The organism is Paraburkholderia sp. BL10I2N1 (assembly GCF_004361815.1).
Taxonomy (GTDB): Bacteria; Pseudomonadota; Gammaproteobacteria; order Burkholderiales; family Burkholderiaceae; genus Paraburkholderia.
The window spans coordinates 1,423,687-1,442,636 of record NZ_SNWA01000001.1 but is presented as its reverse complement, the minus strand read 5'-3'; the positions used below and the strand labels follow the sequence as shown (position 1 = coordinate 1,442,636).

14 protein-coding genes are annotated in these 18,950 nt (G+C 61.4%); 9 read left to right on the top strand and 5 right to left on the bottom strand.

Going from position 1 to position 18,950, the window contains the following annotated elements; genetic code table 11:
* Positions 1-90: 90 nt before the first annotated feature.
* Complete coding sequence (locus B0G77_RS06750) at positions 91-501, top strand: type II secretion system protein N (protein WP_133661416.1); 411 nt, start codon at positions 91-93, stop codon at positions 499-501.
* A gap of 47 nt (positions 502-548) precedes the next feature.
* Here the strand turns inward: B0G77_RS06750 and gspF are convergent, their stop codons facing one another.
* Genes gspF through gspD form a run of 3 tightly spaced genes read right to left on the bottom strand, consistent with a single transcriptional unit; the run spans position 549 to position 5,570 of the window.
* Positions 549-1,766 carry a type II secretion system inner membrane protein GspF gene (gene gspF / locus B0G77_RS06745; RefSeq protein ID WP_133661415.1) on the bottom strand — a complete coding sequence of 406 codons (1,218 nt, stop codon included), beginning with the start codon at positions 1,764-1,766 and terminating at the stop codon, positions 549-551.
* 4 nt (positions 1,767-1,770) lie between these two features.
* Entirely contained in the window at positions 1,771-3,309 is a 1,539-nt protein-coding gene (gene gspE, locus B0G77_RS06740) for a type II secretion system ATPase GspE (protein ID WP_133661414.1), read from the bottom strand.
* Positions 3,306-5,570: a type II secretion system secretin GspD gene (gspD, locus tag B0G77_RS06735; RefSeq protein WP_133661413.1), complete on the bottom strand. Its 2,265-nt coding sequence runs from the start codon at positions 5,568-5,570 to the stop codon at positions 3,306-3,308. Before gspD ends, gspE begins: the two co-directional genes overlap by 4 nt.
* A gap of 457 nt (positions 5,571-6,027) precedes the next feature.
* On the opposite strand from gspD, the gene B0G77_RS06730 reads away from it, so the two are divergent.
* Both B0G77_RS06730 and B0G77_RS06725 read left to right on the top strand, forming a co-directional pair.
* A complete protein-coding gene (locus B0G77_RS06730) occupies positions 6,028-6,474 on the top strand; it encodes a lytic transglycosylase domain-containing protein (protein WP_133661412.1) in 447 nt (148 codons plus the stop codon).
* A 150-nt stretch (positions 6,475-6,624) separates the two neighbouring features.
* A complete protein-coding gene (locus B0G77_RS06725) occupies positions 6,625-7,932 on the top strand; it encodes a GTP-binding protein (protein ID WP_133664057.1) in 1,308 nt (435 codons plus the stop codon).
* Positions 7,933-8,053: 121 nt separating this feature from the next.
* Here B0G77_RS06725 and B0G77_RS06720 read toward each other — a convergent pair whose 3' ends face one another.
* Complete coding sequence (locus tag B0G77_RS06720) at positions 8,054-9,838, bottom strand: IS1634 family transposase (RefSeq protein WP_133661411.1); 1,785 nt, start codon at positions 9,836-9,838, stop codon at positions 8,054-8,056.
* Between the two features lie 368 nt (positions 9,839-10,206).
* Entirely contained in the window at positions 10,207-10,485 is a 279-nt protein-coding gene (locus tag B0G77_RS06715; protein WP_006050811.1) for an HU family DNA-binding protein, read from the bottom strand.
* 413 nt (positions 10,486-10,898) lie between these two features.
* On the opposite strand from B0G77_RS06715, the gene mnmC reads away from it, so the two are divergent.
* The 6 genes from mnmC (at position 10,899) to B0G77_RS06685 (ending at position 18,916) form a co-directional block, all read left to right on the top strand.
* Positions 10,899-12,866 carry a bifunctional tRNA (5-methylaminomethyl-2-thiouridine)(34)-methyltransferase MnmD/FAD-dependent 5-carboxymethylaminomethyl-2-thiouridine(34) oxidoreductase MnmC gene (gene mnmC, locus B0G77_RS06710; protein WP_133661410.1) on the top strand — a complete coding sequence of 656 codons (1,968 nt, stop codon included), beginning with the start codon at positions 10,899-10,901 and terminating at the stop codon, positions 12,864-12,866.
* 799 nt (positions 12,867-13,665) lie between these two features.
* Positions 13,666-14,871 (top strand): cation:proton antiporter, encoded by a 1,206-nt coding sequence (locus B0G77_RS06705; protein WP_133661409.1) that lies wholly within the window; start codon positions 13,666-13,668, stop codon positions 14,869-14,871.
* Positions 14,872-14,958: 87 nt separating this feature from the next.
* Positions 14,959-16,074, top strand: a complete 1,116-nt coding sequence (locus B0G77_RS06700; RefSeq protein WP_133661408.1) for a YbdK family carboxylate-amine ligase — start codon at positions 14,959-14,961, stop codon at positions 16,072-16,074.
* A 595-nt stretch (positions 16,075-16,669) separates the two neighbouring features.
* The gene (locus B0G77_RS06695) at positions 16,670-17,308 is read left to right on the top strand and encodes a MarR family winged helix-turn-helix transcriptional regulator (protein WP_133661407.1); all 639 of its coding nucleotides are present in this window, start codon (positions 16,670-16,672) and stop codon (positions 17,306-17,308) included.
* A 148-nt stretch (positions 17,309-17,456) separates the two neighbouring features.
* Positions 17,457-18,173: a glutamine amidotransferase gene (locus B0G77_RS06690; RefSeq protein ID WP_133661406.1), complete on the top strand. Its 717-nt coding sequence runs from the start codon at positions 17,457-17,459 to the stop codon at positions 18,171-18,173.
* Entirely contained in the window at positions 18,170-18,916 is a 747-nt protein-coding gene (locus tag B0G77_RS06685) for an MOSC domain-containing protein (protein ID WP_133661405.1), read from the top strand. The genes B0G77_RS06690 and B0G77_RS06685 overlap by 4 nt, the downstream gene beginning before the upstream one ends.
* Positions 18,917-18,950 lie beyond the last annotated feature (34 nt).

Below are 18,950 nucleotides of genomic sequence, written 5' to 3'. Positions count from 1 at the left end.
TGGTCTACGCCCGGCGGCTCATTTTAATGTCATGGAGTTGAAGGGTTTCAACTCAACGCAAATTTCACATTAATACGTACAATGAAGCCTATGAACGCACTCCAAGTCCGCCTCCTGTCGCTCGCGCTTTTCGCTGTCTTGTGCGCGACGCTCACCTACTGGATCGTCACGCTCACCGCGCATCGGCCCGGACCCGCGGCTGCGGCTGCGCGCGCGCCGGTTTCGATCGAGCAGGCGGAGACGCTGTTCGGTGGCCAGCTTACGCGCAGTGCCAATCAGGACGTACATCTCTTCGGCATCCTCGCACTCAGGGAAGGCGCCGCAGCCATCATCAGCACCGGCGGCGAGCCGCCGCGCGCCGTCACGCTCGGCAGTGCAATCATGCAGGGCGCGAAACTCTACGAAGTCCGGCCGCGCTCGATCATCATCGATCGCAATGGCGCACACTCCGAAGTGTTCCTCCCTGCCAACGCGCCCGGTCCCACGATCTACGTACGCTGAATTTTCCAAGCGGCGTAACTGCCGCCGCGCGCCCTTCCGGTTACCTCTTATTGCACCAGGTTGTTCAATTCGATGATCGGCATCATCACCGCCAGCACGATCACGAGCACCACGCCACCCATCGCAAGAATCAGCAACGGCTCGAGCAGGCTCGTCAGAAACATCGTCCGCCGTTCGAGCTCGCGCGCTTCGCCTTCGGCGGCGCGGTCGAGCATCGTCGTCACATCGCCCGTTGCTTCGCCCGAGCGGATCAGGTGAACCAGCACCGGCGGAAACGTCTTCGTATTGCCCAATGCGCGCGATAACGACGTGCCTTCACGTACCCGCACGATCGCGTCGTCGATGTTGGTGCGCATTGCCTTGTTGCTGAGCGTCTCGCTGGCGGCCTGCAGCGCGCGCAGGATCGGCACGCCAGCCGCCGTCAGAATGCCGAGCGTGCTCGCAAAGCGCACCGTGTTATAGCCGCGTACGAGCTTGCCGAGCAGCGGGGCGGTGAGCAGCCACCGGTCGAATGCGAGGCGCGGCCCGGCTTGCGCAAGAATCGAGCGCACGACATACGACACCACGACGAGCGCAATCAACACTGCCCACCACCAGTTCCGCACGAAACCGGACAGCGCCATCATCATCACGGTGAGAATCGGCAGTTGCTGCTTCGTGCTCGCGAAGACGTTCACGACCTGCGGCACGACATAGCTCAACAAAAACGTGACGATGCCGAACGCGATGATCGTCACGACCATCGGGTACGTGAATGCGAGGACGATCTTCTGCTTCAGCGCATTGCGCTGTTCGATGTAGTCGGCAAGGCGCGACAGCACGAGACCGAGCTTGCCGGTATGCTCGCCCGCCGATACCAGCGCGCGATAGATCTCGGGAAAATCGCGCGGATGCTGCGCCAGCGCGTTCGCGAGCGAATGGCCGCCGAGCACTTCGGCACGGATCGCCGCCATCAGTTCGCGGATGTAGTCGCGCTCGGACTGCTCGGTGAGCACGGAAAGCGCTTCGCCGAGCGGCAACCCGGCGATCAGGAGGCTCGCCAGCTGGCGCGTGAGAATCGCCTGTTCGCGCTGCGACAGGCGCCGGCCGAGCGCCAGACGCTGATTGCGCTGCCCACGCGTGCGCGTCGCCGCCGGTTCGACGACGAGCGGCGTCAGACCCTGCGTGCGCAACTGTGTGCGGGCACCGCGCGCGCTGTCCGCATCGAGGACGCCTTTTTGCGCCTTGCCGGCTGCATCGATCGCTTCGAAGCGGAAGGCTGGCATGCGCTTACACTCCGCCCGTGACGCGGATCACTTCTTCCAGCGACGTCATGCCCGATGCGAGCCAGCGGTCGCCGTCCTCGCGCAGGGTACGCATACCCTGCGCGCGGCCTGCTGCGAGAATCTCCGCATCGGCTGCGTTGCGGTGGATCAGCGAGCGGATCTGCTCGTCGATCAGCAGCAGTTCATACACGCCGCGCCGTCCCGCGTAGCCGGAATGACCGCATTTTTCGCAGCCGACGGGATGCCAGCGGGCGTGCCCTTTGTCGTCGCCGGGTTCATCGTCGCCGTCTTCGACGCGCTCTTCCCTGCACACCGGACACAGCCTGCGCACGAGCCGCTGCGCCAGCACGCCGAGCAGCGACGACGCCAGCAGATACGGCTCGACGCCCATATCGGTCAGACGCGTGACGGCCGACGCGGCGTCGTTCGTGTGTAGCGTCGCCAGCACGAGATGGCCGGTCAGCGAGGCCTGCACGGCAATCTGCGCGGTTTCCAGATCGCGGATTTCACCGATCATGATGACGTCCGGATCCTGACGCAGAATCGAGCGCAGCGCCCGCGCAAAGGTCATGCCGATCCGTTCGTTGACCTGCGTCTGGCCAATGCCGGAGAGGTCGTATTCGATCGGATCCTCGACCGTCATGATGTTGGTCGTCGCGGTTTCGAGCCGCGACATCGATGCATATAACGTGGTCGTCTTGCCCGAACCGGTCGGGCCGGTGACGAGCACGATGCCGTGCGGCCGGCTGATGAGCCTGTCGAATTTCGCGAGCGTGTCGGTGGCCATGCCGAGTGCCTCGAGATTCAGGCGGGTCGCATCCTTTTCCAGAAGACGCAGCACCGCGCGTTCGCCATGTCCGGTCGGCAGCGTGGAGACGCGCACGTCGACCGGCCGGCCGCCCACGCGCAGCGTGATCCGGCCATCCTGCGGCAGACGTTTTTCAGCGATATCGAGCTGCGCCATGATCTTGATCCGCGAGATCAGCGCGCCGTGCAGCGCCTTTTTCGGCCGCACGACATCGCGCAGCGTGCCGTCGACGCGAAACCGCACCACCGACGCATTTTCGAACGGCTCGATATGGATATCCGAGGCCTGCTCGCGCGCCGCCTGTGTCAGCAGCGCGTTGATCATACGGATGATCGGCGCATCATCTTCCGATTCGAGCAAATCCTCGACTTCGGGAATCTCCTGCATCAATCGCGACAGATCGACTTCGCCTTCGACTTCACCGACCACCTGCGCCGCGCTGCCATCCTGACGTGCGTAGGCCTGATTGATCGCCTGGGCGAGCTCGTCGGCGTGAATCCGCATGACCGAGAGTGCACCAAAATTTCGTGCGACTTCAGCCAGCGCGGCGTCGGTCGTGCGTTCGCTGATCCAGACTTCGAGACCGTCCGCGTGTTGATGCGCGACGAGAATCTGCCCGCTCTTCGCGAAGCCGTAGGGTACGAGCCGGGCGGCGAGCGGCGAGGGCGCCTCGCGCGCACCCTTCTCCGGGTGGACCGGATCGTTGGGGGTTGCCTGCGCGCCCGCCTGCGTCACGGATGGGCTCCTGGCGACGCGACGCTTCCGGCCGCGCCGCTCGCCGGAGCAGCGGGTGGCGGCGTCATCTGCTGGCGTCGCATCTGGTCGAGATCGAACAGGTTCAACTCGGAGCCACCCTGGCTCGGGCCGACCGGCATCGGCGGCACCACCGGATCGTCCTTGTCCTTGATCAGGTTGTTGTCCGACCGGTACGCACCCTGCACGCCCTGGATGTAGTCGTAGCGGTTCGCCGTCACGGCCTGCGCGGTATTTCGGTCGGTAATGATCACGGGGCGCAGGAAGACCAGCAGGTTGGTCTTCGTGCGGGTCTTCGCTTCCGAGCGGAACAGCTGGCCGATCCACGGTATATCGCCCAGCAGCGGAACCTTGCTATTGCTCACCTGGTAGTTGTCCTGCATCAGGCCGCCGAGCACGATGATCTCGCCGTTATCGGCGAGCACCGTCGACTGGATCGAACGCTTGGTGAATTCCGGGCCCGCCGGGTTGGTCGCAGCGACGTTCGTGCCGTTTACGATTGCCGAGTCCTCGGTGTAGAGCTGCAGCTTGAGAATCCCGCCGTCGGTGATTTGCGGTTTGACGTGCAGCGTCAACCCGACGTCGATGCGGTCGAAGGTATTGAACGCCGCGCTTGTGGCACCGCTCGTCAGGTTCGAATACGAACCGGTCTGGATCGGCACGTTCGTGCCAACCACGATCTTGGCTTCCTCATTGTCGAGCGTGATGAGGTTAGGCGTCGACAGTATGTTCGCGTCGTTAGACTGGGCGAGTGCCTGCACCAGGGCACCGAGCCCCTGTACGCCGAAGAGGTTGTGTATCCAGCCGATATTGAGCCCCTGCGCGAGGCCCGCCAGCGCCGCGGGGGTGCCACCGGTTCCCGCCGCCGCCGCAGTCAGATTGACGATGCTGTTGCCGGCGCCGCCTGCTGTCAGGTTGGTGCCGGCAAAGAGGTTGCCGTTCGCGACCTGCCACTGAATCCCGAGATTGGCACTCGTCGTCGCACTCAGCTCGACGATCAGCGCTTCGATATAGACCTGCGCGCGCCGGGCGTCGAGCTGGTCGATCACCGCTCGCAGGTTCCGGTACACCGGGTCCGACGCCGTGATGATCAGCGAGTTGGTGGCCGCGTCCGCCTGGATCATCCCGCCTGGCGGGTTGTCCTCGCTCTTCTTGTCGCCGCCGAGAAGACCCGCGCTGCCGAGACCGCCAGTCGAGCCCGACGCTCCGCCACCGCCCATCGACGAGGACGACGATGAGGTGCTGAGCCCCGAAGGCAGCGGCGGCGTGCCCGCAGTTCCCGTCGAGTAGTTGCTCCCCCCCGTCGAGCCGCCGCTCTGGTTGAACGAATTCGCCTCGCTCGAACTGGCCGACGAGCCGGTGTCGCTACCTTTACCCAGCATCCCGCGCAAGGTCTTGGCAAGCGTGACCGCATCCGCATTGCGCAGCGGCACGACGTGCATGTTGCCGGGCTGGGCTGTCGGAGCATCGAGCTTCTGCGCAAGCGTCTTCGCCGCTGCAAGCCGTGCGGCATTCGAAGCGCGCAGCAGGAGCGAATTGGTGCGTGCGTCGGCGGTGACGGATACCTTGAGGGTCGTGTCCGCGCTGCCGATGGCGCCCGGATCCAGCATCCTGGAAAGCTGCGTGGCGATATCCAGTGCGTTCGCGTTTTTCAGCGGCACGACTTCGACCTGCTGCCCGGCAGCCGTATCCACACCCGAAATGATCTGCGCGATGCGCCGTACATTGTCGGCGTAGTCCGTCACGACCAATGTGTTGTTCGCGGGATACGCAGCAATCGTATTGTTCGGCGAGATCAGCGGACGCAGCACCGGCAGCAGATTGTTCGCCGATTCATTTCTTAGCTGGAAAACCTGCGTGACGACCTGATCGCCGCGTGCCGCCGGCTCATTGCCGACGTAGGTCGGCACGCCTTGCAACTTCGCGTCGGCTTCAGGTACTACCTTCAGTACGCCATGGTCCTGAACCAGTGCGAAGCCCTGCATCCGCAAAGCGGATTGCAAGGTCTTGAGCGCCTGGTCCTCAGGGACCGCGTTCTCGGACACGAGATTCAGTTGCCCCTTCACCCGCGGGTCGACGATGATCGTTTTGCCAGTTGCCGCGCCGATCGCCCTGGCGACCTGATCGATGTCGGCGTTGACAAAGTTGAGGGTCACCTGTGCATGAGCAACCTGCGTGGTGATCAACCCGGCAATCAGCAGCGCCGTCGCGACGCGACGCAGAGCCATACGGTTTCTTCTCATGGAGTGTTATGTCGATGCCGACGGCAGTCGCCGCCGACGGTCATGCGCAGTGGACATCCTGGCCGGGTGCAACCCCTTCGCCCTGACGAGTCCCGGGGATCGCGGATGCAGGCCGCCCGATGTCCGAAAAATGTGAACAGTAGCAGCTTTTCATGTCGGAATTGTCACAAAAGGGCTCGGCACCGTGAGTTCTTTCTGGAATTCGACGCATCCGTCATATTACTGAAAGCCTCGCACGCGAGCCACCGCAAACGGCGCCCCAGGCAAAACGCGGATCCCTATTCAGCATTCTTATGTCGGTTAGCCAACTTTGACGCTTGACGTGCTGCCAGTATCATACGGACGGTTCGAAGCAATAGCTCAATGCGCCGGACACGGGTTTTCCCGATATCGGGCGACATCTTGCAAGCTGGTTGCAGGGTCGCTTCTTCACTTTTTTGCTTAGTCATCTTGACCGATGAGACAGGCCGTCATCACTGTTGTCGTGGGATTGTGCGCATGGTTCGCCGTGGCGTCCGCACGCGCCGACTGTTTCGACGAGGCCGCCGGCTATCAGAAGGTCAATCCGCTGATCCTGCGCGCAATTGCATGGCAGGAGTCGCACAACCGGCCCGACGCGCTTCACAAGAACGCCAATGGTTCAACGGACTATGGCCTGATGCAGATCAATTCGATCCATCTCGCCACGCTGTCCCAGTACGGCATTTCTACCGGAACGCTGATGGAGCCATGTAAGAATGTCTACATCGCGGCGTGGCATCTGCGTCAGAAGATGAACAAGTACGGTAACACCTGGCAGGCAGTCGGCGCATATCATTCAGAGACGCCGTTACTGCGCGACCAGTATTCGAAGCAGATCGCAGGCATCCTGGAAAAGTGGAACCTGCTGCGGACCACCCGCTGATCCAACCTCCTCAGGCATCAGTCCACGCTCCTGCAGATGCGCGCAGGCGGCGCCATCGCGTTTGATGCACAATGCGGCTTCGTGCTGCCATCGGCCTGCATCCTGTTTGCGCCAGGCATGCCCCTTTCTTCCCATGTTTTCCCTACTGCGATGAACCAGCCGCCACTGCCCGTCACCGTGCTCTCCGGTTTTGTGGGTGCGGGCAAGACCACGCTCCTCAATCACATCCTGGCGAACCACGCAGGCCTGCGCGTCGCGGCGATCGTCAATGATCTCGCTGCGGTCAAAATCGACGCGACGCTCGTGCGCGACGCCGCCACCCGGTCGCAAGCCGGCGAGCAGCGGATCGAGATGTCGAACGGCTGCATCTGCTGCACCCTGAGCGACGACCTGCCGACCGAGATCCGCCGTCTGGGTGGCGAGCGTCGGTTCGACGCGATCCTCGTCGAATCGAACGGTGTGGCCGAACCGATGCCGGTCGCCGAATCCCTCACCTTTGCGGACGACGACGGCATGCCGCTCTCCAATGTCGCGCGGCTCGACACGATGGTGACCGTGATCGACGCCTCCAGCTTTCTGCGCGACTACGCTCGCGCCGACGCGCTCACGGAGCTTGGTATCGCCGCGAGCGAAGAGGACGACCGCACGCTCGTTGAGCTGCTGGTCGAACAGGTGGAATTCTGCGATGTGCTCGTCGTAAACAAGGCGGATCGGGTCGGCGTCGACGATCTCACGCGTTTGCAGCGCATCCTCGCGCGCATCAATCCACGCGCGGTGCAGGTGGTGAGCCGCTTTGGCGACGTGCCGCTGACCGAGGTTCTCGATACGAAGCGATTCGATTTCGATGAGGCTTCGGGTTCACCGGGCTGGCTCGTTGCGCTGAACGAACATGCTGGGCACGAGAACCATATTGAAGCCGATGAATTCGGCATTGGGAATTTCATCTATCGCGCACGCAGGCCGTTTCATCCAGAACGTCTGTGGACGTTGCTGCATCAGGAATGGAAGGGCGTGCTGCGCAGCAAGGGTTTCTTCTGGCTTGCGACGCGCAACGAGATTGGCGGCTCGCTCTCGCAGGCGGGCGGTGCATGCCGGCATGGTCCGGCCGGCATGTGGTGGGCTGCGCAGGATCGCAGTGAGTGGCCACACGACGACGACGAACTGATGGCTGAAATTGCCGCCGACTGGTATGGCGACCTCGACGATTTCACCATCGGCGACCGTCGCCAGGAACTGGTGATGATCGGCGTCGACATCGATCCGGCCGCGTGGCGCGCAAAGCTGGATGCGTGTCTGTTGACCGACGATGAATATGCTTTGGGCGTTGACGCATGGCAGCAATTTGCCGATCCGTTTCCGGCATGGGACTTCGATCCGGAAGACGATCACGAAGCCGGCGAGGATGAAACCGGCCATCACCATCACCATGATCACGGTCATGGACATCACCGTCACTAGACCGGCGCATGCCGGCCAGCTGAAAAAACCTCGCGGTAGACTTAGCCCAACTTTCGCTATTCGCGGTGTTTGCCTAGGCTAAGTAATTGATTTTAAAAGGTGTCGCCGGCAAAGGTCTTCACTACAGGGCGTGGGCGCGCGTAGGGACGATTGGCGATGGCTGGGCGGTGATTTTCGGCGGTGGCTGCGCGGGCAGCTTGAGACCTAACTGGTCGAGCAGGAGACGGTGTTCGGGTTCCGGCTGCGTGTAGCGCGACAGGATCAGATGGCGCCCGTCAGTGGTGGGCAGATGAACATCGACCATCTGCATGGTCCTGAATTTCTCCAGCGCCGCTCGGGGTGTCAAACCTGGCGCGGCCCGCTTGAGCTGGTATTTGAGCGTGACCTGCAGGCAATACGCCAGAAAGGCCACGAAGATGTGCGCTTCGATGCGCTCTTCCTTGTGATGGTAGATCGGTCGGATAGCCAGATCATGCTTGAGTTCCTTGAACGCCTGCTCGACTTCCGTGAGCTGAATGTAGAAGGTCCAAAGCTGCGCCGGGTCGTGACTCGAGAGGTTGGTGCGCAACAGATAACGGCCTTCGCGGTGCCGCACCTGACGCAATTTCTTACGGTCAAGTTCAAAGCGGAAGGTGTCCGGCGTGACGACTTCATGGCTCTGTGGCAATGTCAGTCTGATCAGGCTCGCGGCTCGCCCGGCGTCCTGCCTGGCCGCGCCCACTTTCATCAGTAGCTGGTCGCGTGTGAGGCTTTGCGTACGGCACTGCCTGAGCCTTTCCACGTAGCGCCTGAGCCGGCGCAGCCGCATGCCACGTTCTTTGCCGATCCGCTGCTCGCTCACGGCAAGCACATACGTTTCGCTCTCCAGGGGCAGGCGCTTGACCTGCATCCCTTCCCGGACATGCTCCCACGGCGCTGGGAGGAATGACTGCTCCAGCTTGCTCAAGCGACCCTTAGGTGTGCCTACGAGGTAAAAGGCGCCCATCTGGCGCATCTGTGCCAACGTCTCTTCTGTTGGGATGCCGCGGTCCATGACCCAGATCCGATTGGCCTTGCCGTGTCGGGTCTCGATACGCTTGAGCAGATCGGACAGCGTGGTGCAGTCTGCGGTGTTGCCGGCCAGCACTTCGTAGCTCAGGGGAAAGCCCTCCGGCGTGACAATCAGGCCGATCACGACCTGCCGGCAGTCGCCGCGCTTGTCGCGGCTATAGCCGTATTGACGCTTGTCCGGTGCTTCCCGCGGCGTGTCGGCCTCGAAGTAGGTGCTGGTCAGATCGTATAGCAGCACGTCGAACGAGGCGCCGAACAGTTCGCCCCAACGCTGCTTGAGAAACAGCATCAAGGTGTCCTTGTGCGGCAGCAACTTGTCCAGGCAACGATACAGCGTATCTTTGCCGGCCAGCGCAAAGTCGGCTTCCAATAGATCCGCCATCGCGCTTGACGTGAACCAGTGCCGGTGCAGACGCCATTCCGAGCCCGGATCGATCAGCCGATACGCCACCAGGGTCTGCAACACCTGCAGCCAGCGCGTTCCTTTGCGTGAAGCCGGCAGGCGCGCCGACCAGAATGCGTCCAGGCCTAGCTGCTGCCATAGCACGCAAGACAGCCAGCACGCTCCCCACTGCCGCGGGCGCTTCAATTGCAACTCGCTCAACCGCACGCCCACTGCCTTGGCGTCATCTGCCGGCTGCGCACCTTCCGCAAACAGCGCAACCTGGCGTTTGGCGCCTTCGTCGAACACTTCGATCGTCTTGCGCCAGGCGAGTTGCTGACTGTCGTTGATCTCGCCCAGGTACAGCACCTGGCGCTGCGCGACCTTGCCATTCAACAGACGCCGATTCTCCACCACGCTCCAGTACTGGTGCGTCTTGCCGTCCTTGATCCGCTGTGTGCGCTTGAGGAACATTCGGCCAGTGTAGGATCCTCGCCGTACGACTGCCAAGGACCAAGGTCTTCACTACAAGCGATTCTGCCAATCCCCCGCGCGCACTCACACGACAAATCAAAGAGTTACCGAGGCAGCCATATCAGAAATCGGTGAAAAACACTGGAATCGACGGGCGAATAGCGAAAGTTGGGTTAGCTAAAAAACTTGCCGCCGGCATCCATCGATCAAGAGATCGCGCCTTGCCGGCGGAGTTGCCTTAGCGTGCAATCACGCGAACGCCAAGGTAAACAGCGCTGCAAACGCCAGCGCAAACCCAAGCTCAAACAAAAACGCGGACGAAAAAAAAACCCGCCTGTGGCGGGCGTCAACAACAAAGCACAAGGTGCTTAGCGCTTGTTGACTGCGTCCTTAAACGCCTTGCCGGCCGTGAACTTGACAGTCTTCGCGGCCGGAATCTTGATGGTTTCACCGGTCTTCGGGTTGCGGCCCGTACGTGCCGCACGCTTGCCCGAACCGAAGCTGCCAAAGCCGATCAACTGGACTGCGTCACCCTTCGACACCGACTTCTTGATTACTTCAAGCAGCGTGTCCAGCGTTTCGCCGGTTTGAGCTTTGCTGGCGCCCGTCTGACCTGCGACGGCGTCGATCAGTTCCTGTTTGTTCATTAAGGTTCCTTTCTGGTTTAGGTTGACACGAACAGCGCGAACGCGCCGATTATACGTGCGCGTGCCGCGCCGTCGAGCAGCGACGGTGCCGGAACGCTCCGGACAAACGCGCCGCGCAGCATACTACGCGACGGCCGCGCTGCCGCTTCCCTGTGCGGCGCTTGCTATGATAGCGCAGCGCAAACCCAATCAGGACAAGGGTTTCGAAGAATTACACGGTTCTTCGCCTTATCCAGTAAGGTTTCGGTGGATTTGGGGTTTGAGGCCACCGAAGCAGGTGTGCCAGCTGCCCTGAAAGGCCCGCTAGCGTTGGTTTTTGCCAACGCTTCTGTCCTCACGTACTGCCGTGTAACCCTTGTAACAAGGGCTTTCTGCACTGGCGAACCTGGCTTCGAACGCTCATTTTTACCCTCATGACCGAGCCGCTGACTCCTGCCAATCTTGCTTTTCGCGACAACGGCACCCCCTTCTCGCCGCACTACGACGACATCTATCACAGCGCAGTAGGCGGCTTCGCGCAGGCCGAACACGTGTTTCTCCGCGGCAACGACCTGCCTGAACGATGGCAGGGCAGGCGCGTTTTCACGGTGATGGAAACCGGCTTCGGCATGGGCATCAACTTTCTGATGACCTGGGCAGCGTGGCGAGCCGACCCCGCCCGTTGCGAACGTCTGCATTTCGTGTCGACCGAAAAACACCCGTTTTTGCAGGCGGATCTGCGTCGTGCATACGAAGCGACCGTTGCAGATGCATCGATCGCCGCGCTTGCGCAAATGCTCGTCGATGCGTGGCCAACGCTTGTGCCCGGCACGCACCGACTCGAATTCGAAGGTGGGCGCATCACGCTGACGCTGGTCTTCGGTGATGCAACAGAAACTTTGCCGTCGCTCTGGTTACGCGCGGACGCGTTCTATCTCGATGGCTTTGCTCCCGCGAAAAATCCTGAGTTGTGGACGCCGGTCATCTTCAGGCAGCTCGCCAGGATCGCGGGCGATGGCGCCACGTTCGCCACTTATACCAGTGCCGGCGACGTAGAACGCGCGCTCCAGGGAAGCGGCTTCGAGTATAAAAAAGTCGATGGCTTCGGCTGGAAACGCGCGATGCTGGTCGGCCGCTTTGCGCCGCGCTGGCGGGTACGTCGACATGAACCGCCGTTGCCGCTCGCCGTCGGCGAACGTCATGCGATCGTGATCGGCACCGGCCTCGCCGGCTGTGCAGTGATCGAACGACTCGCCGCACGCGGCTGGCGAGTGACAGCACTGGAGCGTCACAACGCGCTAGCGCGCGACGCGTCGGGTAATCCGGCAGGCGTGTTTCATCCGATGCTTTCGCGAGACGACAGCGTCGCGTCGCGCATCACGCGAGCCGGATTTCTGTACGCGTTGCAGCGCTGGAGTACGCTCGAGCGCGCAGGTCAACCACTGACACGCGGTCCAGAGGGCCTGCTTCAGCTAGCCGCCAGCGACGAAGAATCGCGAGCGATGGCTGGGGCACTCGCGTCGTTTGCCTATCCCCCGGACTACGTTGTGCCGATGTCGCGCGAAGAGGCGCGACGTATCGCGAACATCGACGTGGCAAACGGTGGCTGGTTTTTTCCGCGCGGTGGCTGGCTCGATCCCGCGTCGCTTTGCGCGGCACAATGCGCCGCTGCAGGCGGGCAACTTGAACGACGCTTCGGTGTGCAGGTGTCGCGCATCGAACGATCCGGCGAAGACTGGAATGTATTCGACGACGCTAACCAGCTCGTCGCTCGGGCGCCCATTGTCATCGTTGCGAACGCGCACGACGCCGCGCGCGTCGCGGGTCTCAACTATGCGTCGACGCGCAGCGTACGCGGCCAGTTGACAGTTTTGCCCGCGGGCATCGTGTCAGGTTTACACATTCCGGTGATCGGTGAGGGTTACGTCGTACCGCTAGCCAATGGCATCGCGCTCACCGGCGCGACCTACGATATAGACGATCCCGACCCTTCGCTGCGCGCACCCGGTCACGCCGAGAATCTTGCGCGTATCGGGCAGATGCTGCCGACGCTCAACGGCGCGATCGACCCGCAGCAAATCGCCATGCTGGGCGGACGCGTCGCGTTTCGCTGCGTCGCCAGCGACCGTCTGCCGATAATCGGCACGCTAGCTGACGAAAATGCGGCCGCCCGTGAAGCCGACCGTCTGCGCGGCGCCTGGCCACTCGATCTCCCGCGCGCCTACGGCCTGCACGGAGCATTCGCCTACGGTTCACGCGGTCTTGTATGGGCGGCACTGGGTGCGGAACTCATCGCCTCGCAAATCGAAGGCGAACCGTGGCCCATAGAACGGGACCTCTCCGAAGCGATCGACCCTGCACGCTTTCTTCTTAGGGCATTACGTCACGGCAGCGTCGGCTGACCAGCAAAAGTTATCCACGCCCGGCTGTGGATAACACCGTGGAAAGCAGGCGCAACTGATGTGGAATCGATGTGGACGTAAACGGGGTAACCCGCGCGCCCCTGGCTGGGTCCCAAAAGTTATTCTCGGCAGCGCGCGCCAGCCACACACGCTATGCATCCGGTTATGCGTTCTGCAAGCGACTGATTCCTCGTGGTAAACCGATGTTATCCACAGAAACGCAGTGCCCTTGTTAACTATTACTACGTATACATACAGGTAAACATGTAAACCAAGGGCTAGCCCGCCCGTCATCGGCAAGAAGGGCGGGCTGTAAACCGTCATTTGGCGAAAACGAAATTCGACCAGCCTGGCTACATCGATACGACTGCGTCTGTCTGTTCACTGCCGCGCAGTTCTCTACAAACGGTCGTTTTTTCCTGCTCCTGCGAAGATGACGTCAGTTTTTACCGCTTTGCGCGCATGTTGCAGTGTTTTCGGTCGAGTGCGAAAAAGCTATGGCACAATCGCCGTTCCCCCACGCGCATGCCTTGTTTGACCAGCGTGCGCAACAACGGAACGGTTACCCGTCGACAACAATCTGATTCACAGGTCGACGGCGTTCATACGCACGTGTCTGGCAAGCTTTAACGCCGCGCGCAGACTCGCCGCTCGCAGTCCTGTGGTTCCTGCGCGTTCGTTCAGTTTTCACCCGATCGTTCAACTCGCAACGCTGGTTGGCGCAACGTGTTTATCCCGTCGCCGGCGTTTCTGCCGGTTCGCGCTGCTTGCCGTTGCTGCAAAAGGAGAAGCCACCACGATGAAGTCGGCGTTTTCATTTTTTCCAGCCTGGCCACTCGCGCCCGACGCAATTTTCTGGGCCGGTCTCGCGCTGCTCGCGGCCGGTCTGTGTGGCGAACTCTGCTATCGCGCATGGCGTCTGCCGCGTATTTCCGGTTACGCGGTGATTGGCCTGATCGCCGGTTCGGCAGGTTTCGGTGTGATCGATGCAGATGCCGCAAGGGCGGCAGGCCCGCTGCTCAATGTCGCACTCGGTCTGCTGCTTTTCGAACTCGGCAGCCGGCTCGATCTGCGCTGGATTCGCCGCAATCCCTGGTTGATCCTGTCGAGCATTGCTGAAGCAACGCTGACATTTGTCCTTGTCCTTGCCGTTCTGCTGTTTCTGCACGTGTCGACCATGGTGGCGATGGTGCTCGCGGCCATCGCGATGGCCACTTCGCCCGCGATGGTGATTCAGCTCAAAACGGAGCTGCGAGCTGAGGGCCAGGTGACGCAACGTCTGATGACATTGACCGCGCTCAACAGCATGTATGCCGTAGTGATTGAAAAGCTCGCATCAGGCTGGTTGCATCAGGAGATTTACGGCAATGTGCTCGCCACGATCCTGCAGCCGCTTTATCTGTTGATCGGTTCGCTGGTGCTTGCGTACGCACTTGCGCGCGCCTGCAATTTCTTCTATCGACGAATGAACATGCAGGACGAGCATTCGTTTGTCGCGCTGTTCGGTCTCGTACTGCTGGCTATCGCGATCGCCCATCTGTTCAAACTGTCGACGATCCTGAGCCTGCTTGCCGCCGGCATCATCGTGAAAAATCTCGAAGCGCGCCCGCAGTTGTGGCCGCAGCATTTCGGCACCGCCGGCTGGCTGCTCACCGTGATTCTGTTCGTGCTGACGCTGACGACGTTCGAATGGCGAGACATCGCGCTCGGAGGCGTGGCCGCGCTCGGGCTGATCGTTGCGCGGCTCGTCGGCAAACTGGTCGGGGTGCTCGCCTTCGCGAAACCGAGCGGACTGAACTGGAAGCAGGGTATGGCACTCGGGTTGTCGCTTTCGCCCATGTCCGCTCTCGCGTATCTGCTCGTCGAGGACACCTACGATCTTTATCCGAATCTCGATCCGCTGCTGCGCGCCGTCGTGATGTGCTCGATTGTCGTGCTGCAGCTTGTGGGGCCATGGCTTGTCTACCGCAGTCTCGCGCTGGTCGGCGAGCGGCGCGAAGAATAGGCGGTCGCACTTTTTCACCACCCGGCATTGAATACGGCCGACCGGATCCACGCGACCGGTCGGGCGAGCCAGTAACCTAGGGACGCCATGTCACTCGAACCGTTTGTCGATTCGAAACCGTTCACCTTCGGTATCGAACTCGAAATGCAGATCGTCAACACCCACGACTATGATCTGACCAAAGCCGCTTCCGATCTGCTGCGGCTTATCAAGGACGAAAAGATTCCCGGCAACATCACGCCGGAAATCACCGAAAGCATGATCGAGCTGTCGACGGGCATCTGTACGTCGCACGAACAGGCATTGACCGATCTGCGCACGATCCGCGACACGCTCGTCGCCGCGGCCGACCGGCTGAACGTCGGACTGTGCGGCGGCGGAACACACGCATTCCAGCAATGGAGCGAGCGGCAAATCGTCGATACACCGCGCTTTCAGTACCTGTCCGAACTGTATGGCTATCTCGCGAAGCAGTTCACGGTGTTTGGCCAGCACGTGCATATCGGCTGTCCGGATCCCAACAGCGCGCTGTTTTTGCTGCATTCGATGTCGCGTTTTATTCCGCACTTCATCGCGCTGTCTGCTTCCTCGCCGTTCGTACAGGGTGTGGACACCGGTTTTCATTCCGCACGCCTGAATTCGGTGTTCGCCTTTCCGCTGTCGGGCCGCGCGCCGTTTGTGCTGACGTGGGACAGCTTCGAAGAATACTTTTCGAAGATGGTCCACACGGGCGTGGTGAACAGCATGAAGGATTTTTACTGGGATATCCGGCCGAAACCCGGCTTCGGCACGATCGAAGTGCGCGTGATGGATACGCCGATGTCAGTTGATCGCGCCGCGGCGATCGCCTGCTACATCCAGACGCTGGCACGCCATCTGTTGCTGGACAAACCTCTCACGCCGAAAGAAGACGATTACCTCGTCTACACCTTCAACCGTTTCGAGGCATGCCGCTTTGGCCTTGCGGGCACCTGCATCGATCCGCAGACCGGCGAGCGCCGGACGATTTCCGAAGACATCATTGCGACGCTGGACCGGATTGCGCCGCACGCCGATGTGCTGGGCTCCGGTAAGGCATTGCAAGAGATCGGCACGATCGCGCGCGGACAGGTCAATGATGCGACCTGGTTGCGCGGCGTATTTGCCGAAGAAAAGTCGCTTCACGAGGCCGTGCGGCAACAATGTCTGCAATGGCGGGCGTAAATTCCGGCCTCGGGCCGTCACGGTCTTCGAAGAAACCCGCCTTTTGCGGGTTTTTTTCGTTTCTCCATTTCCAGCAACCGATCCCTAAGGTTTTTCTAATATTTACGTATACGTATGTAGTAATAGTTAACAAGCATCGGCTTCCCCTGTGGACAACTGAAGTTTTTCCAGCAAAGTCAATGGTCTGCGTAAACTACAACCAGGCGGATTGTGAGTGTATCGGGCGCCGGAAGTCCGGATAACTTCAGCTGCCCTGGATACCTCTACTGACGTTATCAAGAATCCACACACACGCAGTCCCAGTAGATATTCAGAGGTTATCCACAACTCTCATTGGATAACTTAGCTGTACGATTGGCCGCTCTCGCATAGAATGTCGGTTTTAGCGCTGTAGCTGCGTTGATGGCCGCAGCGTTAAATGGAGAGCATCGCTGCACAACATGCCGGAACAGGCGTGCCAAGCAGGGTATTTTTGAGATAGTAAAATCGGCCCGCCTGATCCCCGGGCGGGGCGGCCACACGCAGGCTGGCGGCGTGATTTACCACCTGACGGCCGACTACACAGCGACACGCTGTCAATAACGAACGAAAGACTATGAGCGAAGGCGTATACGGCGAGCAGGCAACCGGGCGGGTGACCCACAGCCTGCTGCGACTGAGCACGGCCATGCGAAGCCAGGCATGGGAATGGGCGGAAGGCGCGGGTCTCACGCCGACCCAGGGTGAAATTCTTGTGTTGCTGATGCAACGCAAGGGACCGATGCGTCTCGGCGAGATCGCACGTGAAACGGCGCTGACCGCTGCGACAACGAGCGATGCCGTGAGCACGCTCGAAGGCAAGGGCCTCGTCGAAAAGCGCCGCGCGCTGGACGACGGTCGGGCGCTGGCTGTGCGACTGACCGCACGCGGCCGCACGGCGGCGAAGCGCGCGGCGCAGTGGCCGGATTTCCTGTCGAAGGCGGTCGGCGCGCTGCGCGACGAGGAGCAGGCGATGCTGTATCGCACGCTGCTCAAGACGATCCGCCAGCTGGAAGCGCAGGAACAGATCCCGCCGCACCGGATGTGCCTGACCTGTACGCACCTCGAACCCAGCAAGAATCCGAAGAAGACGCCGCACCATTGCGCGCTGCTCGATCTGAATATGGGCGATACGGATCTGCGTCTCGATTGTTCGGTACATGAAACTGCCGACGTCGCCACGCAGAAAAAGGTCTGGAAGATCTTCGCGCAGTAAGGCCGACTCCGCTAAACTGCAAGGCCGGATCGGGTCGAGGGCCGTGTTGGGTGCCTTCAGGCCGTCCGGTCTTGTCGTGATGTGACTTTCGTTGTCAGGAAGCTGTCACACGCGTCTTTTTAGTCAACCTCGAGGGCGGGGTGTGCCGATGAATCAGGAAGTTCTGGCCATTCGACATGTGCACTTCGAGGATCTGGGCAGCCTCGAACGCGTGCTCGGCGAACGCAGCCGGCCGGTTCGCTATCTCGATGTTGGCTTTGCGCGTATCGAGGCGCCGGATCCTGTCGTCCCGTCGCTGATGGTCGTGCTCGGTGGCCCGATCAACGCGTGCGACGACGAGCGCTATCCGACGCTCGTGCCGCTCGTGTCGATGATCGAAAGACGCATTGCTGCGGGGCTGCCGACCCTCGGTATCTGCCTCGGGGCTCAACTCATCGCGCGCGTACTGGGCGCAAAAGTCTATCGGGCGGCGCAGTCTGAGATCGGCTGGAGTCCGCTGACGCTCACCGATGCCGGGCGCGCATCGCCCGTCCGTCATCTGGACGGTGCACAGACATCGATGCTGCACTGGCACGGCGATACCTTCGATCTGCCCAACGGCGCGACGCGGCTTGCCTCGACGCCAGCCTGCGAAAATCAGGCTTTCTCGTGGAGCAATCACGTGCTGGGCCTGCAATGTCATCCGGAAATCCGCGCTGATCGCTTTGAACCCTGGCTCATTGGCCATGCAGCGGAGATCGGCGGCAGTGACGGCTGCGGTGTTCTTCAGCTGCGTGCGGATACGGCGCGGCTCGGTCCGCGTCTCGAAGAAGCGGCCCGCAAAATGTTCACCGAATGGCTGGATCAGGTTGAGGGAAAGGTGTGAGCGAGGCGATTTATCGCGTCGACGCGGTACTGACTGGCATCGTTGCGCCGCTTGGCGACAAAGGCAAGCTCAGTGCAATCGGCAAATTGCCAGTCGAAGGGCGGGTGTGGCTTGGCGAGACCGGTCTCGAAGGCGACGAGCAGGCTGAACGTAAGCACCACGGCGGACCAGAAATGGCGCTGCACCATTACCCATTCGATCACTACGCGGTGTGGCGCGACGAGTGGGCTGCGGCTTCCATTGGTGCGGCCGGTTCGACACGGCTAGACGCACGCGGCGCATTCGGCGAAAACCTCAGCACATCAGGAATGACCGAGACGACGGTGTGCGTTGGTGACGTGTATCGCATCGGCGGCGCGCTCGTGCAGATTTCCCAGCCGAGGCAGCCGTGCTGGAAGCTCAGCGTCCGATTCGATCGGGATGACATGTCGCGCCGGGTGCAGGACACACGTCGCACTGGCTGGTATTACCGCGTGCTCGAAGCCGGTGAAATTGGGGCCGGCGATTCGATCGAGCGGCTTGCACGCCCTCATCCGGCGTGGACCGTCGAGCGTCTGCTACGCGTGCTTTACGTCGATCGCGACGATCGTGCGGCGCTCGAAGACATGGCGAATCTCGAAACGCTGACACCGTCCTGGCGCGCGATTGCGTCGAAGCGCCTCGCGAGCGGCAAGGTCGAATCGTGGGCAAGCCGTCTCGACACGCCGTCCAGCCAGACGTCCAGCAAAAAGCAGGTCGCGTAGCTCGACATTTCAGTTTGGCTGCGGTCTGCGTCAT

What these genes read in the sequence shown, in the direction of transcription:
- B0G77_RS06720 (WP_133661411.1), bottom strand. Translation starts at nt 9,838, where the DNA reads ATGTTCCTCAAGCGCACACAGCGGATCAAGGACGGCAAGACGCACCAG.
- B0G77_RS06705 (WP_133661409.1), top strand. Translation starts at nt 13,666, where the DNA reads ATGAAGTCGGCGTTTTCATTTTTTCCAGCCTGGCCACTCGCGCCCGAC.
- B0G77_RS06715 (WP_006050811.1), bottom strand. Translation starts at nt 10,485, where the DNA reads ATGAACAAACAGGAACTGATCGACGCCGTCGCAGGTCAGACGGGCGCC.
- B0G77_RS06700 (WP_133661408.1), top strand. Translation starts at nt 14,959, where the DNA reads ATGTCACTCGAACCGTTTGTCGATTCGAAACCGTTCACCTTCGGTATC.
- mnmC (WP_133661410.1), top strand. Translation starts at nt 10,899, where the DNA reads ATGACCGAGCCGCTGACTCCTGCCAATCTTGCTTTTCGCGACAACGGC.
- B0G77_RS06750 (WP_133661416.1), top strand. Translation starts at nt 91, where the DNA reads ATGAACGCACTCCAAGTCCGCCTCCTGTCGCTCGCGCTTTTCGCTGTC.
- gspF (WP_133661415.1), bottom strand. Translation starts at nt 1,766, where the DNA reads ATGCCAGCCTTCCGCTTCGAAGCGATCGATGCAGCCGGCAAGGCGCAA.
- B0G77_RS06725 (WP_133664057.1), top strand. Translation starts at nt 6,625, where the DNA reads ATGAACCAGCCGCCACTGCCCGTCACCGTGCTCTCCGGTTTTGTGGGT.
- B0G77_RS06730 (WP_133661412.1), top strand. Translation starts at nt 6,028, where the DNA reads ATGAGACAGGCCGTCATCACTGTTGTCGTGGGATTGTGCGCATGGTTC.
- B0G77_RS06695 (WP_133661407.1), top strand. Translation starts at nt 16,670, where the DNA reads ATGAGCGAAGGCGTATACGGCGAGCAGGCAACCGGGCGGGTGACCCAC.
- gspD (WP_133661413.1), bottom strand. Translation starts at nt 5,570, where the DNA reads ATGAGAAGAAACCGTATGGCTCTGCGTCGCGTCGCGACGGCGCTGCTG.
- B0G77_RS06690 (WP_133661406.1), top strand. Translation starts at nt 17,457, where the DNA reads ATGAATCAGGAAGTTCTGGCCATTCGACATGTGCACTTCGAGGATCTG.